Origin of the sequence: Asticcacaulis biprosthecium C19 (genome assembly GCF_000204015.1) — a bacterium.
Lineage (GTDB): Bacteria > Pseudomonadota > Alphaproteobacteria > Caulobacterales > Caulobacteraceae > Asticcacaulis > Asticcacaulis biprosthecius.
In genome coordinates, this window is sequence record NZ_GL883079.1 from 679,691 (window position 1) to 696,755 (window position 17,065).

At 61.4% G+C, this 17,065-nt stretch carries 10 protein-coding genes and 1 pseudogene; 4 read left to right on the forward strand and 7 right to left on the reverse strand.

Annotated elements, in window-relative coordinates; genetic code table 11:
* Positions 1-608 (reverse strand): glycine--tRNA ligase subunit alpha (locus ABI_RS18385; RefSeq protein ID WP_040309722.1); only part of this gene is annotated, 608 nt, incomplete at its 3' end.
* Between the two features lie 108 nt (positions 609-716).
* Here ABI_RS18385 and ABI_RS18390 point away from each other — a divergent pair.
* A complete protein-coding gene (locus ABI_RS18390; RefSeq protein ID WP_006274561.1) occupies positions 717-2,039 on the forward strand; it encodes an AmpG family muropeptide MFS transporter in 1,323 nt (440 codons plus the stop codon).
* Positions 2,040-2,133: 94 nt separating this feature from the next.
* On the forward strand, positions 2,134-2,601 hold the full coding sequence (locus ABI_RS18395) for a DUF6157 family protein (protein WP_050808349.1): 468 nt from the start codon (positions 2,134-2,136) through the stop codon (positions 2,599-2,601).
* On the opposite strand, the gene ABI_RS18400 is transcribed toward ABI_RS18395, so the two are convergent.
* The 4 genes from ABI_RS18400 to ABI_RS18415 all read right to left on the reverse strand — a co-directional run bounded on the left by ABI_RS18400 (position 2,539) and on the right by ABI_RS18415 (position 13,095).
* A complete protein-coding gene (locus ABI_RS18400; protein ID WP_006274562.1) occupies positions 2,539-3,387 on the reverse strand; it encodes a 4-(cytidine 5'-diphospho)-2-C-methyl-D-erythritol kinase in 849 nt (282 codons plus the stop codon). The two genes, ABI_RS18395 and ABI_RS18400, sit on opposite strands and share 63 nt — an antisense overlap.
* The gene (locus tag ABI_RS18405; protein WP_006274563.1) at positions 3,384-5,171 is read right to left on the reverse strand and encodes a tetratricopeptide repeat protein; all 1,788 of its coding nucleotides are present in this window, start codon (positions 5,169-5,171) and stop codon (positions 3,384-3,386) included. The genes ABI_RS18400 and ABI_RS18405 overlap by 4 nt, the downstream gene beginning before the upstream one ends.
* Positions 5,172-5,802: 631 nt before the next feature.
* Positions 5,803-11,310: a calcium-binding protein gene (locus ABI_RS25370; protein ID WP_006274564.1), complete on the reverse strand. Its 5,508-nt coding sequence runs from the start codon at positions 11,308-11,310 to the stop codon at positions 5,803-5,805.
* A gap of 102 nt (positions 11,311-11,412) precedes the next feature.
* Positions 11,413-13,095 (reverse strand): electron transfer flavoprotein-ubiquinone oxidoreductase, encoded by a 1,683-nt coding sequence (locus ABI_RS18415; RefSeq protein ID WP_006274565.1) that lies wholly within the window; start codon positions 13,093-13,095, stop codon positions 11,413-11,415.
* 107 nt (positions 13,096-13,202) lie between these two features.
* Here ABI_RS18415 and ABI_RS18420 point away from each other — a divergent pair, with 107 nt between their 5' ends.
* Both ABI_RS18420 and ABI_RS18425 read left to right on the forward strand, forming a co-directional pair.
* Entirely contained in the window at positions 13,203-14,039 is an 837-nt protein-coding gene (locus ABI_RS18420) for a uracil-DNA glycosylase (RefSeq protein ID WP_006274566.1), read from the forward strand.
* A 165-nt stretch (positions 14,040-14,204) separates the two neighbouring features.
* Positions 14,205-16,019, forward strand: a complete 1,815-nt coding sequence (locus tag ABI_RS18425) for a lytic transglycosylase domain-containing protein (RefSeq protein ID WP_006274567.1) — start codon at positions 14,205-14,207, stop codon at positions 16,017-16,019.
* A gap of 85 nt (positions 16,020-16,104) precedes the next feature.
* Here the strand turns inward: ABI_RS18425 and ABI_RS18430 are convergent, their stop codons facing one another.
* Both ABI_RS18430 and ABI_RS18435 read right to left on the reverse strand, forming a co-directional pair.
* Positions 16,105-16,782, reverse strand: coding sequence for a glycosyltransferase (locus ABI_RS18430; RefSeq protein ID WP_157138989.1), 678 nt, complete (start codon positions 16,780-16,782; stop codon positions 16,105-16,107).
* 44 nt (positions 16,783-16,826) lie between these two features.
* Positions 16,827-17,065 (reverse strand): annotated as a pseudogene (locus tag ABI_RS18435) (class I SAM-dependent RNA methyltransferase); the annotation flags it as partial.

The following is a 17,065-nucleotide window of genomic DNA, read 5'->3' on the forward strand; positions in this document are numbered from 1 at the left end:
CGTTCCTGCTCGCGGAAGACGTCGCCGTAGGTCACGCCAGCCTTGTTGAATTTCAGATCGTAGACATTGTCGACATTCTGTAAGTACATGCAAAGGCGTTCCAGGCCGTAGGTCAGTTCGCCCGACACGACGTCGACTTCGATGCCGCCAACGCCCTGGAAATAGGTGTATTGCGTCACCTCCATGCCGTCGCACCAGACTTCCCAGCCCAGGCCCCAGGCCCCGACCGTAGGGTTTTCCCAGTCGTCCTCGACGAAGCGGATGTCGTGCAGATTCACATCCAGGCCAATCGCCTTCAGCGAGCCGAGATAGAGGTCCTGAAGGTTTTCCGGATTGGGTTTCAGGATCACCTGGTACTGGTAATAGTGCTGTAAACGGTTGGGGTTTTCGGCATAGCGGCCATCGACCGGACGGCGCGACGGCTGAACATAGGCGCAGTTCCACGGCTTGCGACCCAAGGCCCGCAAGACGGTGGCGGGATGCAGGGTCCCCGCACCAACCTCGACATCATAGGGTTGAAGGATGACGCAGCCCTGTTCGGACCAGTAGTGGTGCAGGGTCAGGATCAGATCCTGGAAAGACAGGGGCTCTTTTGTGGTCTCGACCATGGTGTTGAAATCGCCTGAAAATGTGGCGCGAACATAGAGGGACGCCTCTTGGGCCGCAAGCCAAAAACCCGGTAAATTTGCTGTCCGCAAAAGGAGAATCCGGCTTTGATGGCGATCATGACCGACGCCGATGTCCAACCCAGCCTGAAGACACGCCTGAGCCACGTCAGCGAGGCCCTGAGGCGACCGACGACCTGGACCCTGCTGGGGTTGGGGTTTTCGTGCGCCCTCCCCGTACTGTTGATGGGCGGGACCTTGAGCTTCTGGCTAAGAAGCCATGGCATCTCATTGACGGTAATAGGTTTTGTTGGCTGGGTCAGCATCGTTTACGGGCTGAAATTCCTATGGGCACCATGGATGGACAAGGCCAGGATCCCCGTCCTGTACGAGTGGCTGGGTCAGAGGCGCAGCTATATGCTGCTGAGCCAATTGGGCGTGGCGGCCGGTCTGGTGCTGATGGCCGTGATTGGACCGCAGCACCTGTGGGTGTTCATTACCGCGATGATCTTTCTGGCTTTTTCGGCGGCATCGCAGGAGATCGCCGTCGATGCCTGGCGGGTCGAGCAGACGCAAAACGAGGCCGACCAGGCGCTGAACCCCGCCTTCTGGGCCTATGGCTGGCGCGCCGGCATCCTCATCACCGATTCGATCATCCTAGTTCTGTCGAAGCGGGTTGGCTGGCCCGTGTCCTATGCCGCTATCGCCTGTCTGTTGGTGATCGGGATCGCGGCCACCCTGTTTGCGCGGCGGACCGAGATCGAAGCACAGATCACGGCCCAGGCGCGCACCTTCCGGGAACTGGTGATCGATCCGTTCGTCAGCTTCTTCAACGCACATAAGGGGACGGGCGGGCTGATTCTGCTGACCCTGGCGTTGTACCGTTTGCCGGACTACCTGACCAATATGGCCGGGACCATGTATGCCGACACCGGCATCGATCCGGACGCCATCGCCGCCATGCGCGCCGGAGTCGGGTTGTGGGCGTCCCTGATCGGCATCGCCGCCGGCGGCGCCTGTCTGCTGGTGTTCGGATTGCAGCGCGCCTTTATCCTGGGCGCCGTGATCGGCCCGGTGTCCAATATCTGCTTTTCGTGGATGGCTGTGGCCAACGGGAATCTGGGGGTGTTTGCCTTCACTCTGGTTGCCGACAATTTTTCCAACGGGATCGCCGAGACGGCGTGGGTAGCCTTCATGACGCGGATGACCGGGCGCGAGCACACCCTCACCCACTACGCCCTGATGTACAGCGTAGCCGCCCTGACCGGAAAGATCCTGAAAGGGTTTACCGGCATGGCGGTCGATATGCTGACGCCGCATCTGGGCCTGTTCAACGCCTATTCGACCTTCTTTCTCAGCACCGCGGTGTTTGCGATTCCGACCGTGATCCTGTGCCTGGTCCTGCGGCGAAAAGGCCTATTCGCCATCGCGTGATTCCTATGGTATTTTTATTGACGCCGGGTGTTCTATAGCCGCCGTCCGGCGTCGTTGCGCGTAAAAAACCTCAGCAAATACAGGGGTCAGTGCCATGAGAATCACGAATACCTTCATCATCGTCGCCGATGACACCAAGGCGACTCAAGGTGTTGTTCCGCCCTTGAAAGACGCCGAGCCGTCGCTGGCCCGGCTGCATTTCGACCTGCTGGGCGAGCACCCCTATGAGTACGATCTCGACAGCTTCAACTTCGAAGTCTTCTGCCGCCGCAACGGTATTGCCGCCGAAGACCGCGATCGCCACCGCACTGCCTTTTTCTCCAAGAGCCATCCGTGCATGCGGGCTTCGCCGTTGACCAAATCCTACGGCTTCGGCGCCCACTACAATGGTCAGGGCAAGATTGCCCTCTATCCGATGGATTCGGTCGCGTACCGCAAGTTCCTCAATGATCCGGAGGTCAAGGTTGAGATGGCCATGCGGTCGAAGCGCCCGGCGGCCTCAGCGCAGGGTGCACGCCTGAACCCAGGCAGCCGGCCAAAGAGCCTGCATCCGGTGGCTTAGGCGCTCGGCGGCTTGCGGCGTGGCGCACAGGGCGAAACAAGTGGCGCCCGATCCCGACATCCGCGCCAGAAGAGTCTGTGGCTGGGCGTCCAGGCTGGTCAGGACATCGGCGATGACGGGCTGCAACCGAATCGCCGCCGGCTCCAGGTCGTTGCGAGTGTTGCGCAGGGCGTCTACCACATCGCCGCTGCCGTCATACAACGCCCTTGCCTCTATGTCGTCAAACCGCGCCAGGTGGTCGAAACCGTTATAGACCGCCGCCGTGGCGCATTCGACCCTCGGATTGATCAGCACGCACGGCAGTTCCGGCATGACAACTGGTGTCAGGATTTCGCCATAACCTTCAGCAAAAGAAGATCTATTCCACAGGCACATCACGCCATCGGCACCGATTCCGGCGGCTACGGCTTCGAGGTCCGTATCGGACATGTCCGGCGCGAAGGCCGCGCGCAGCAGGTGGAGGGCCGCCCCGGCATCAGCGCTGCCGCCGCCCAGCCCTGAGGCGACTGGCAGGCTCTTGACCAGGTGCAATCCCGTATCAATCTTGATTCCGGCGGCCGCTTCGAAGCGGCGGACCGCCTTCAGGATCAGATTGTCGTCGCCTGTGCTCAGGCCAGCCGAAAATGGGCCGTCAATGGTCAGGCCCTTGCCTGTCGTCAGCCTGAGCTCATCACCGATATCGGCGAACATGACCAGGCTTTGCAGCGGGTGATAGCGGCGCGCGTCCGGCGCCGCCACGTGCAGGTACAGATTGACCTTGGCCGGGGCCAGGCGAGACGCCGTCATTGCTGGGACGGGGTGGCCGTCTCATTGAGCGCCGTAACCTTGACCGACTTGTCCGCCGCTGCCACGACCGCCGCCTGGGCGTCCAGCTTCTTCTTCACGGACGCCGTCTGCTTGTCGTTGGCACCCAGGGTCAGGACGCGCTGCCACTCATAGGTGGCTTCGACATCGCGGCCCAGCGCCAGATAGACGTCGCCGAGATGCTCGTTGATTTCGGCGTCGGACGGCGCCAGTTGGACGGCCTGTTCGATATAGACGAGGGCCTGGTCATATTGACCCAGCTTGTAATAGCCCCAGCCGAGCGAATCGAGCATGGCACCGGACTTCGGATTGAGCGCCAGGGCCTGCCGGACCAGTTCCATGCCCTCCTGGATATTGCCGCCGCGGTTGATCCAGCCGTAGCCCAGGAAGTTGAGGATTTCCGGCCGCGTTCCATTCAGGGTGCGCGCCTTGTTGATGGCCTCCTCGGCCTTGTCCCACCGGTCGACACCGTCATAAAGCATGGCCTGCAGGAACCAGGTCTGCCAGGTGAAGTCGTCGCTGCCGACGCGGGCGATACGGGCGTCGATCAGGGCCAGTGCACCGGCATCGTCATGACGTTCATTCAGCAGGCTGGCCTTTTCCATGACCAGACCAAGGTGGTTCGGGTCGCGCGCCAGGGCCTGATCCGCCAGGGTGAGAGCCGCCTCGGACTGATCGCGCGCGCGCAGGTTCCAGATCCGGCGCAGGATGGCTTCGTTGGCGTAGACGGAGTTGACCGGGACGCTGGCCCAGGCCGCTTCGGCCGCGCCCGGGTCACGCAGTTCCAGATGGATCTGCCCCAGCAGGATGCGGCTGCGTTCCGGCGCCGGGTCGAGATGCAGCGACAGCCGCAGGGTGGCCAGGGCCATTTCCGAGTCGCGCTCGCTGAACGAGATGGTGGCGGCCAGGAACAGGGCCTGGGCCATGCTCTGCTTCAGATCCGGCAGGGCGGGTTTGACGTAGTTGGGGCCGTCGATGCGCTGGAGCGCTGCCAGCGCTGTAGCGTCGTTTGACTGGGCGACGACCTCGGCCCAGACGGCGCGGGCCTCGGCTTTACGGCCGCGGCGTTCCAGGAAGCCGGCATAGTCCGGGCCGAACAGGAAGGCCGCTGCGCCGGGCTGATACAACGACGTGTACACGGCTTCGGCATCCTTAGTGCGGCCGCGCAGTTCGTGAATGCGGGCGCGTTCGGCCTGAACCAGCATGATCAGCAGCTTGTCGCGATCACCATCGCCCAGCGCCGTATCGCCCGAAGCGTCGACCGCGCCCTTCCAGTTGCCGTTCAGCGCCTGGATGTAGGGTTTCAACAGGACGGCGGCCCGGCCGCCGCTGTTGACCGCCAGGGCCGCGTCGATGCTTTTCTGTGCGGCCGGCGCCTTGCCGGCCTTGACCGCCGTGACGGCGCCCAGCATCGGCACCATGAAGCGGCTGGTGTCGGAGGTCGGCACGACCTTTGCGGACAACAGAGTCGCCTGATCGATATGGCCGTTGAGGATGCCGACCAGGAAGGCGTTTTCCCGCAGTTCGATATTGTCGGGATCGCCGGTGGCGGCCGCGTTCATGGCGACGGCGGCGGTGCCGATATCGCCCTGGGCCATGGCGTAACGGGCAACGAGGAAATGGGCATAGGGACTCACCTCCCCGCCCAACTGACGGCGGGCATCGGCGAAGATGGGGCGCGCATCGGCGGCGGAGGCAAACGAACCCAGGACAAGGGCAGCCGTCAGGACGGCACAGGAGGGCAAACGAACCGAACTCAGTTTCACGTTACAGGCATCCGAAATGAGAAAAATGACCAGCCCTCAGAACTTACCGGAAACTTATACCGGCAAAATTCTTAATAGAAAAGCCATTCGCCGGGAACGTGATGCAAACGTGAGAGGGCGGCGTTTGGTACGGACAACGGCGGAGTGACGCGCCGAGATACGTGGTCGGATCCAAGGTGTATCTGGTTAATGACTCTGCCCCCAATTTAGTTTCGTACCTTTCGGGACGGTGTCAAACCTGACGTGGAACATGCGACAGGTTCTCTATGCCGACTGCCTTATGACGCAACGGTTCCAGACCTCGGCCTGCAACGCGCTCCATACCATCCAGCAAAGGACGGCCGAGCTGACCCTGGCGGGCCTGGAACGGACCTGTCAAACGGAGTCCCGTATGGCTGGCCGAAATGCTGGGTGTGGGACGAACCTTTGTCGGCCGCGTCCTGCGCAACCTGCGCGACCAGGCCATCATCGAAATACGGCGCGGCTTCCTGACATACGGGATTTGCCGGCCCTGAAGTCGCTATCCTGTCGCTGTACGCTTCACAACTGGGATCATTTCGATTCCGTATTGCACGGCATCTACCCGGCGGCATGAAGCGCCCCCGGCATGACAGCCGGGGGCAGGTCTTCTTTACCAGACGATATGACTGAGAACGTCGGCCTGGGCCGCCCCCAGCACGGTGACGGTATTGCCACCACCGAGATTGATCACGACATCAGTGCCCACCTGAGTAACCATGGCGCTGTTCGCCGTACCGTTGGTAATGGCGTGGATGTCGATCGTGTCGTTCTGGGCGGCGTTGAAATCCGTCACCGTATCTTTCCAGGTGCCGCTCATAAACACGAAGACATCCTCCCCCAGGCCGCCGGCCAGGGTATCGTTGCCGACCCCGCCGTCCAGCCGGTTGTTGCCGCTGTTGCCGGTCAGCGTATTGTTCAGCGAATTACCCGTTGCATTGATATGGGCCGATCCGGTCAGGGTCATGACTTCGACCGCGCGCCCGAACAAGGAATAGCTCACCGAACTGAAGACCGTATCGGTCCCTTCGAAGTGCAGTTCGTGGACACGGTCACCGGCATAGTCGACATAGTAGGTGTCGTCGCCCAGACCGCCCACCATCGTATCGGCGCCGGTGCCGCCGTCCAACCCATTGTTGCCGCCGGTGCCATTAAGCGTGTTGTTCAGCGAGTTGCCGGTCGCATTGAGGTTTCCTTCGCCCGTCAGGGTGAGGATCTCAACCGCCCGCCCGACCAGCGAATAGCTCACCGAAGAGATGATCGTGTCCGTGCCTTCCAGGTGATTTTCGCCGACGCTGTCGCCGGCATTGTCGACATAGTAGGTGTCGTTGCCCAGGCCGCCCAGCATACGGTCATCACCGGCACCGCCATCCAGCACGTCGTTTCCGGCCGCACCGTCCAGGGTGTTGTTGCCGACATTTCCAGTGATGACGTTATCCAGTGAATTGCCTGTGGCGGTAAGGTTGCCCGTCCCGGTCAGGGTCAGGATTTCGACCGCCCGGCCCCACAACGAATAGCTGACTGACGAAATGATCGTGTCCGTGCCTTCCAGGTGATTTTCCCCCACACTATCCGTCACGTCATCGATATAGTAGGTATCGTCACCCAAACCGCCGAGCAACCGGTCGCCCCCCGCGCCGCCGTCCAGCATGTCACTACCGCCCGCGCCGTTAAGCGTGTTTTTGCCGGTGTCACCAACGAGATTATCGGAATAGATCGAACCGATCACCTTTTCAAAGCCGCTCAGGCTATCCCATCCCGCGCCATTCGCCTCGCCTGAGGTCAGGGACACCATGACGGCGCCATACGCGCCGGCATAGCTGACCGTGTCGACGCCCGTTCCGCCTTCGAGCGTATCGTTGCCATTATTGCCGATGATGAGGTCGTTGCCGGAATCGCCGAAAAGGAGCGAGCCCCATTGCTGCGAACCATCGATGACATCGTTGCCTTCGTCGCCATGGATGGACATGACCCCGTAAAAACTGTAACTCACGACCACCGTGTCGTTGCCCGCGCCGCCCGATACCTGACCGCGCGAATAGATCGTGTCATCGCCGGTGCCGCCTTCGGCGCGCCACAGATAGTAGGCATTGCGCGCGTCAACGACATCGTTACCGTCGCCACCGAACAGCGCGTACGTACCGTAGCCGGCCACCAGACTGTCATTTCCCCCCATGCCGAAGATCACGCCTGATGTACCGTAACCGTAATCGGTGATCGCGTCGTCATAGTTGCTGCCTTCGATCCAGCTTGCGTTTTCAACGTTCTGGATGACACTTCCGCCGACCATCTGGCTGGTCAGGGTCATGTCAAAGGTCACCCCCGCCGAAGCGCCCAGGAAGCTGATGAACAGGCTGTCGGTGCCGTCGCCGCCATCGACATAATCGCCGTAACCAGCTGAAATGGTGTCGTTACCCGCGCCACCGCTCATGCCATCGACATCGCTGCCGCGGTCGAGAAGAGGCGACTGGTAGGTTTCGGTGTATGGCAGGCTATAGCCCCCGAGCGGCTCGGAAGCATACAGGTAGTCGTCGCCCGTCCCGCCATTCAGGACGTCAGCGCCGGCGTCGCCCTGAAGGGTGTCGTTCCCACCGTTGCCGCTAAAGGTGTCGTCACCGGCTTTGCCAACGGCTGTGTTGGCGGCTTCGCTGCCGGCAAAGATATCGTCGCTGTCTTCGCCGGCGAAATTCAGGACAAGCCCGCCCCCCGCAAGCACAACCTCGATCAGGAAGGTGCCGTTGGCGAACTGCAAAGCTTCGACGCCCTGAAGCGTATCGGTGCCATCCGGCGAATCCGGGCGCAAATCGACAATCGTCGCAGTCTGCGTGCCGGCATCCCAGGAGATCTGGTAGTCGGTGCTGGAACCGCTGTAGACGGCAACATCACCGGATCCGGTGTAGGAGGACAGATTGCCGGTCAGGTTGTCATTCCCCGCTCCGCCGGTCAGCAGATCGTCGCCATTGGTGCCACGCAAAGTATCATTCCCGGCATCGCCGAAAAGCGAAGACCGGGCTTGCCCACCGCCGTCGATCAGGTCGTTGCCGTCATCTCCATGAACCGCCTGAGCGCCCCAATAGCCGACAAAGTCGTAATCCAGGCTGACCGTGTCGTTTCCGGCGCCAGCCGAAACCTGACCGCGCGCAACGAGGAGGTCATCGCCGTCACCGCCATCGACAAACGCCTGGCTGGCGTAGATCGTATCGTTGCCGACGTCGCCATATACCTTGCTGAGATAGGACGAATTGGTCACGTCAATCCGGTCGTCACCGTTGCCGCCGGACATGCCCGCGGTAAAATAGCTGCCGACCAGCGTGTCATTGCCAGCCATGCCAAAAACGGCGCTGTAGGCATTGTAGGCGCTGCCACCATCGGTGATAGCGTCGTCGAAGTCACTGCCTTCGAGCCAGGTGGCGCCTTCGACATTTTGAATCGTTCCGCCGCCCACAACCTGACTGCTCAGGTTCATGTTGAAGGTCACGCCAGACGTCGCGCCCTGGAAGCTGATGAACAAATAGTCTTCGCCATCCCCGCCGTCGACATTGTCGCCGTAACCCGCCGACAAAAAGTCCGCGCCGGCGCCGCCGCTCAGCGAGTCGACGTCGGTAACTCGATCCAGTTCCGGCGTTATAGCCGAGAAGTTGTAGTCCGGAACGCGATAGCTACCCGAGGCACCGGCTGAATAGAGCCAGTCAAAGCCCGAACCGCCGTTCAGGAGATCGGCCCCAGCATCGCCTTGCAGACTGTCATTACCCCCATTGCCCCGGAAGGTGTCGTTTCCGGTTCGGCCCTGAGCCGTATTATTGGCCTCGCTGCCGATAAAGGTATCGTCGCCGTCACCTCCGACAAAGTCGGTGACCAGGCTGCCGCCCGACAAGATGACATCAAGAAGGAAAACACCGTTGGAGAACTGCAGCGCCTCAATCGTGCGATCGATCGTGTCCACGCCGTCAGGCGCGTCCGGGCGCAGGTCCGTAACAGTAATAAAACCGGTCTCGGAATTTTCGACGAAAAGGTAGTCGCCGCTTACGCCGCTGAACACGGCGGTGTCCCCGGTCGTACCGGACAGATTGTCGCCACCGGTCAGAACATCGTTTCCGGCACCGCCACTCAGTACATCGTCACTGTTGTTTCCGGTCAGGGTGTCGGCGCCGGCATCACCAAAAAATGACGCCCCCGACCACTGCGACGCCTGGATATCGTCATTGCCGTCGCCGCCATACATAGCGTCGGAAGAGTATCCCCCTTGTAACAGAATCGTATCATTACCGGCGCCGCCGTAGGTAAGCCGGTAGGCATAGACCAGGTCGTCGCCATCACCTCCGTGGGCATTACCGAAGCTGTTACCACTGCAATACAGGGTGTCATTGCCGTCGCCGCCGCTAAGGACCTGAAGATACTGGGAGTTGCGCCCGTCGAGAAAGTCATTGCCGTCATTGCCGAACAAACTACCCGTGTAATAGCCCGCAACGAGGCTGTCGTCGCCGCCCATGCCGAACGCGGCAGCGAACCCTCCGTAGGAATATCCGCTGTCGGAGATGGTGTCGGCGTATTCGCTGCCCTCGATCCAGGCGGCGCCTTCGACGTTTTGAATCGTGCCGCCGCCAATCACCTGAGTCAGCCCGCTGGAGAAGGTCACGCCGGCCGAAGCGCCCTGGAAGCTGATATACAGACTGTCGGAACCATCGCCACCATCGACGTTATCGCCGTAACCTGCCGACAAAACGTCCCCGCCGTCGCCACCATTCAGTGTGTCGACCTCAAGGCCGCGATCAAGTTCGGGCGCGACATAGCTGTCGTTGAGGTAAGGCGCCTGATAGTCGCCCAGTGAGCCAGTCGCAAAGAGGCTGTCATAACCTGTCCCGCCGTTTAGCACGTCGGCGCCACCATCGCCCTGGAGGAAATCTTCGCCGCCATTGCCACCGAGCGTGTCGTCGCCGCCCTTGCCCGTTGCCGTATTGCCGGCTTCGCTGCCGGCAAAGACATCGTTACCAGTTCCGCCCGTGAAATTAAGGCCGCCGAGACCCGTGCTTTCCAGGAGGACGTCGATCAGGTAGGTAGCATTCGAAAACGTCAGGGCTTCGATGTCATCCAGGGTGTCGGCTCCATCCGGCGAGTCGGGGCGCAGGTCGACCACTATAACGAGGTGCGCCTCCGCGTCGCGGACCACCTGGTAGTCACTGCTGGCGCCGCTGTACACGGCAATATCGCCGGTCGTGCCGGGGGGATACTCACCTCCGCCCGTGAGACGGTCATTGCCGGCGCCGCCCGTCAGCATGTCGGTGCCGCCGCTGCCGGTGAGGGTGTCGTTGCCGTCATTGCCCAGCAAACTGGACGACAGACCTTCGGCCGCGGTTATGCTGTCATTGCCTTCGTCGCCATAAGCTGCCCCGAAGTAGTAAGTGTAGATCATCTGAATGGTATCGTTGCCGGCGCCACCATTCACCTGGCCGTGGGCGTACATCAGGTCATCGCCGTCACCGCCGTCGATTTGGGAAATCCCGTCGTTATACAGGGTGTCGTTGCCTGCGCCGCCTTCGACCCGATACAGATATTGCGATCCTCGCCCGTCAACCAGATCGTTGCCATCGCCACCGGACAGTATCCAGGTGTAGTATCCAGCCTTCAGGATGTCGTTGCCGCCCATGCCATAGACCCGGCCGAACGTGCCATACGGGCTCCCGGCGTCGGTCAAGGTGTCGCCGAAGTTACTGCCGTCGATTCGGGCCGCGCTCTCGACGTTCTGGATCATGGCACCGCCGACCACCTGGCTGGTCAGGGTCATGTCGAAGGTGACGCCGGCCGAGGCGCCCTGGAAGCTGAGGTAGAGGTTGTCGTAGCCTTCGCCACCGTCGACGCTATCGCCAAATCCAGCCGACAGAGTGTCATTACCGTCGCCGCCGTTCAGGGTATCGGCCTGATTGCCTGCGTCGAGGACAGGATTTGCCGTGTCATCGCCCAAAGGCACCGCCGACAGGAGCAGGTCATCTCCTGTCCCACCACCCAGCAGATCGGCGCCATTGTTGCCGTTCAGGGTGTCATTGCCGCCATTGCCCGAAGCCGTGTCATTGTCCGCGCCACCGTCAAAAGTGTCGCCGTTCGGGCCGCCGCTAAAACTCGCCATTTGAATAAATCCCCTCGAAAGGCTTCACATCAGCCTGCTCGAGTCATGTCGAATCTTCGTAACAACGTCAACGCGAATATCGGGACTTAGCGCAAACCGCCCTTACATATTCGGATAGTTCGGGCCGCCGGCGCCTTCGGGTGTGGTCCAGACGATATTGCCCGTCGGGTCCTTGATATCGCAGGTCTTACAATGCACGCAGTTCTGAGCGTTGATCTGTAGACGCGGCTTGCCAACGTCCTGGCCGACAATCTCATAGACCCCGGCCGGGCAGTACCGTTGCGCCGGTTCGGCATACTTGGCCAGGTTGATGTCGATCGGGATATGCGGGTCCTTCAGCACCAGATGGACGGGCTGGTCCTCCTCATGGTTGGTCGAGGAGATAAACACCGAGGACAGCTTGTCGAACGACAGGACGCCGTCGGGCTTCGGGTATTTGATGGGCTTGAATTCGGCCGCCGGCTTGATCGATTGCGCGTCCGACTTGCCGTGTTTCAAGGTGCCCGCCCCGGTGAACAGGCTGAACCCGCCCAGCAGGCTGGTGGCGAACATCTCGACGCCGCCGACGATGGTACCCAGGGTCGTGCCCAGACGGCTGAGGATCGGCTTGACGTTGCGGACCAGCTTCAGCTCACGCTTGATATCGGAATGATCATAGGCGGTCTGATACCCGTCCAGGGTCCTCGCGGGAGCGCCCGAAGCCAGGGCCTTGACCGCCGCATCGGCCGCCAGGATGCCGCTCTTGATGGCGTTGTGCGAACCCTTGATGCGCGGCACATTGACGAATCCTGCCGAACAGCCGATCAGGGCGCCGCCCGGGAAGACCAGTTTCGGCACCGACTGGTAGCCGCCTTCGTTGATGGCGCGGGCGCCATAGGCGACGCGTTGCCCGCCTTCCAGCACCTCGGCGATGATCGGGTGGTGCTTGAAGCGCTGGAATTCGTCATAGGGCGACAGGTAAGGGTTCTGGTAGTTCAGGTGGACCACGAACCCGATCGAAACATAATGGTCGCCGAAATGGTACATGAAGGAACCGCCGCCGGTCTTTTCATCCAGCGGCCAGCCCAGGGTGTGCTGGACCAGGCCCGGCTTGAACTTCGACAGCTGGACCTTCCACAGTTCCTTGATGCCGAGACCGTATTTCTGCACGTCGGCCTGGGCGTCCAGGTCGAACTTGCGGATGACCTGCTGGGACAGCGAGCCGCGCGCCCCTTCGGCGAAGAAGGTATATTTGGCCAGCAAATCCATGCCAGGGACATAGTCGGGCTTATGATGGCCATCGCGGCCAATGCCGGCAACACCGGCGACCACGCCTTTGACGCCGCCTTCGTCGTCATAAAGGACTTCGGAACAGGCCATGCCGGGATAAACCTCAACGCCCAGGGCTTCCGCCTGTTCAGCCAGCCAGCGCGTCAGGTTGCCCAGCGAACCAACATAGCAGCCATGGTTGCTCATATAGCCCGGCATGGGCAGCCACGAGATGTCGAGTGCGCCCTGGGGGCCGAGATAGATGAACTTGTCTTCGCTGACTTTGGTATCGAGCGGCGCGCCGAGGTCCTTCCAGTTGGGAAACAACTTCGACAGCCCCGAGGTGTCGAACACAGCGCCGGACAGGATATGGGCGCCGATCTCCGAGCCTTTTTCCAGCACGGCGACGGTGACCTCGATGCCGGCCTTGCTGGCCTGCTGCTTCAGTCGGATCGCCGCGGACAACCCGGCGGGACCGCCACCGACGATGACCACATCATATTCCATCGCCTCGCGTTCAACCGGCATATCGACCATAATCTGTTCTATCTCCCGACGGGTGGTCCCCGTGAGGGGCTTACCGTTTTGTTTGAACTTCGCCGCGCGGCCCGCTATGACAGACTTTGCGTTTTTGAAGGCCCCCCATGTTTCCGTCCGACGATCTGGCAAAGGAGATAGAGAGCTATCTCGGCTTTCTCATCGACCATGAGTTGGAAGAGTCCTACGCGAATGCGCCTCTTAATCGGACTCTGAGCGAAAATAAATCACCAAATCCGCGTGCCGCTGCGTCAGTCACGCAAATTCGTGTGACCCCTGTGGCTTCGGCGCCGCAAGGCGGGTCGCTGAACGCGCTGAAGCCGCAAAACCTTGCCGGGCTTGATACCGGTGCGGTCTTGCACGAGGCAAAGCAGCGCGCAGGGTCAGCTCGGTCGCTGGATGAGCTCTATGCCGAACTGGAAGCGTTTCAGCATATGCCGCTGCGCCACGAAGGTGCGACTCAGCTGGTCAAATTCCGCGGGACAGCGGATCCGGATCTGATCGTGGTGGGCGAATGTCCCGACGCTGAGGAAGATGCGTCAGGCCAGGCCTTTGCCGGCAAGCCGGGGGCGTTGATCGACAAGGCTTTGCAGGCGGCTGGCGTCGTGGAGCGAACCTTGCTGACACCGTGTGTCTTCTGGCGACCCGCTGGCGGACGCCCCCTGACCGATGAGGATGTTTCGCTAACGGCGCCGTTCATGCATGCCCTGATCCGTTTGGCGTCGCCCAAGGCGATTTTGCTGCTGGGGGCCGGTGCTGTGTCGGTGGTTTTGAACCTGGATCAACGGTTGAGCGAATTGCGCGGCCGAGTCGTTGGCTACCACGGCGAGCCCAATGTCCCGTCGATGGCCAGCTATCCGCCGAACTTCCTGCTGAGGCAACCGCTGGCCAAGGGGCTGTTCTGGCGCGATCTGCTGCAGTTGAAGGTGAACGCCGGGCTATAAAGTCGAGTCAAAAGAAAGTGACTCAACCCGCCGGGATTGTGGCTTGCAGCCTCACCGCTCCTATCACATTGTTACCCAGACGATGTGCAATGGGTTGCCCAGGCATAAAAGTTTCATTAGTCTCCCGTCCTTTCGGCCAATCGGTCGCCGCCTTCAGGTGTTGTTTTGACGTCCAACCGCCAAACCCTGCTTCGTCTTCTGGCCGGCGCCGCCTTCATGGCCCTCGCTTCGGCTGCAATGGCCGCACCGGTGATGGCGCAGGATTTCCTGAAGCCGGATTTTGCCGCACAAGACCCTGCGCCCCTGACAGCCGCCGAGGCTGCGACGCCGGCCGCGGACGAGACGGTCGCCTTCAACACCACGCCCCTGCCCTACGCCCTGGTCGCTGGCCAGGCCCAGGCGCCGAAACAGGCCGTCGCCCAAAGCCTGCCCTTGGCCGCGTGGGATGCGCAGCTCTATCAGGCGGCGTTCCAAATGATCGAAGCTGGCGATTTCGCCGGCGCTGACGAAAAGCTGGCTCAGGTCAAGGACCAGCGGCTGATGGGCTATGCCCGGTTCAACAAGCTGTTTCATCGCAAATATACCTCGACCTACGACGAATTGATGGCGTGGCTGGGCGATTATGGCGACCAGCCCATGGCGATGCGCGTCTGGGGCCTGGCCAAACGTAAAAAGCCCGACGGTGCGCCCGATCCGGCCTTCCCGTCACTGATGGGCGCAGTCCCGGCCGGGGACGTTGCGACCAACGCAGGCACGGCGGTCCGGCTGAACGCGACGGGTTCGTTGAACGCTGCACCGCAAGCCAACTACAATCCCGGCGCCCCGACCGGCGAAGACCTGACGCCCAAGTCGGCGCGGTCGGCCTATAACAATGGTCAGCTCGAACAGGCTGTCAAACTGGGCAAGCAGATCGGCGATCACTGGGTCGTCGGTTTGGCCAACTGGCGACTGGGCCGGTACGAGCCGGCCATGGCGGCTTTCAAGTTCGTCGCCAGCGACCCGAGCCAGAATGCGTGGAGCCAGTCCGGCGGCGCCTACTGGGCCGGCCGCGCTGCGCTGAAGGTGGGCAAGAAGGACGAGGCCGAAGGCTATTTCAAGGTTGCGGCCAGCTTCCCGTTCACGTTCTATGGCTTGGTGGCCGAGCAGCGTTTGGGCGTGACTCCGGCTGTGGCCTTGTCGAAAAAGGGTGAATTGCCGACCTTTGCCGGTCAGTCGCGCACGGCCATGGTCGCCGCGCTGGATGGTGACTTCGGCTGGACGGCGTCGCACCCCAAGGCGCAGCGGATGAATGCCCTGATCCAGGTCGGCCGGGTCGGTGACGCCCAGGATGAACTTCAGGCCGCGGTGCAGACAGCCACCAGCGCCGAGGAACGCGACCGGTGGCTGGCCCTGTCCAGTCACACTCAGATTCCGGTCAGCCAGCTAAAGCGCACCGACAAGCTGTTCGATGCCTCACTGTATCCGATCCCCGATTTCGCACCCACAGGCGGTTACACGGTGCCCAAGGCGCTGGTGTTTGCCCTGGCGCGCAAGGAAAGCAAGTTTAACCCCAAGGCCTATTCCTATTCGGGAGCCTATGGCTTGCTGCAACTGATGCCGGCAACGGCGGCACTGGTCGAGAACGATGCCAGCTTTACCGCCAAGCCGAAGCAGCTTCTGACGCCGGAGGTCAATCTGCGTGTCGGCCAAAGGTACATCCAGCGCCTGTTCGACGCCAAGATGGTGGATGGTGACCTGCTGAGGACGCTTGCGGCCTATAATGCTGGCCCACGCCCGGTTAAGGATGCGGTCGACAGCCTGGGGCCGGATGCCGATTCGTTGTTATTTCTCGAGTCGATCCCGGTGGCGCAGACCCGGCAATATGTCGAAGAGGTCGCGGCCAACTACTGGATCTATCGCCAGTTGATGGGGCAGCCGACCAAGACCTTGACCATGGCGGCAAACGACGCGCGGATCATTGACGCATCGGCGGATAAATAGGCGCTTGTTGAAAGCTGAGTAAAGGGAGGCACGGAAGGCGCTGCGCGGCGGCGTTTCTGTGCCTTACGTGGTAAATATTTCTTACCTATGCCGCTCGCTTGACCATCGGCGGCTTGGGCGGAACCCCCAGCAGATACAGCATGAACCGCGCGCTCCGGGTCAGGAGGCCGACCGCCCATCCACGCGCCTTGAACCGACGGGCATTGGTGGTCAACGATGTCGCCATAGGCCGCAACCGCGCCCGGCCAAGCGCCATGGCCAGGGCGACATCTTCGAACGCTGCCTGGTCCTTATAGCCACCGACACAGTCATAGAGTGCGCGCGACAGCAGCAGGCCATGGTCGCCGCTGGGCATGGCCAGCCAGCGTGATCGTATCGTCAACAGTTCGGCCCACAGCGAGGCTACCCACGACGGGTCGTCGAATTTCAAATGGAAGTAGCCGGCCTGTGTCGGGTGCGCATTGATGTGGTTCTGGACCTGGTCCATCCAGCCATCGCCCAGCTGCGAATCCGAATGCATGATCAGGATCCAGTCGCCCTTGGCTGCGCGGCAGCCCTGCCACAGTTGCAGGCCACGCGCCGCGTCTGTCCGGATCACCTTGCAGCCCGTCGAGTCGGCGATCTCAAGCGTCGAGTCGTCCGATCCGCCGTCAACGATGACGACTTCGCGAATCAGACCTTCTACGACACCCGGCACAAGCGACGACAAGGTGCGCACCAAATGGTCTTCGGCGTTGAGGGTAGGCATAACAACGGAAATCACGTACGCGACTCTCTGAGAACTTTTGTTACTTTAAGGGCTAATTTTTAGCGAGAGAAGACACCCACCAGTTCCACGTGGGCGGACCACAAGAACTGATCTATCGGCGTCACCCTGTCCAGCGAAAAACCTGCGTTCACAAGGATTTTAGCGTCACGGACAAAGGTCTGTGGATTACAGCTTACGGCCACGGCGCGGGCCACGCCGGAACGGGCGATTTCCGCCGCCTGAGCCTCGGCGCCGGCGCGCGGCGGATCGAAGACGATGGCATCGAAGCCCTTCATGT

Coding starts and splice junctions, on each gene's coding strand:
- ABI_RS18390 (WP_006274561.1), top strand. CDS start 717: ATGGCGATCATGACCGACGCCGATGTCCAACCCAGCCTGAAGACACGC.
- ABI_RS18395 (WP_050808349.1), top strand. CDS start 2,134: ATGAGAATCACGAATACCTTCATCATCGTCGCCGATGACACCAAGGCG.
- ABI_RS18400 (WP_006274562.1), bottom strand. CDS start 3,387: ATGACGGCGTCTCGCCTGGCCCCGGCCAAGGTCAATCTGTACCTGCAC.
- ABI_RS25370 (WP_006274564.1), bottom strand. CDS start 11,310: ATGGCGAGTTTTAGCGGCGGCCCGAACGGCGACACTTTTGACGGTGGC.
- ABI_RS18415 (WP_006274565.1), bottom strand. CDS start 13,095: ATGGTCGATATGCCGGTTGAACGCGAGGCGATGGAATATGATGTGGTC.
- ABI_RS18420 (WP_006274566.1), top strand. CDS start 13,203: ATGTTTCCGTCCGACGATCTGGCAAAGGAGATAGAGAGCTATCTCGGC.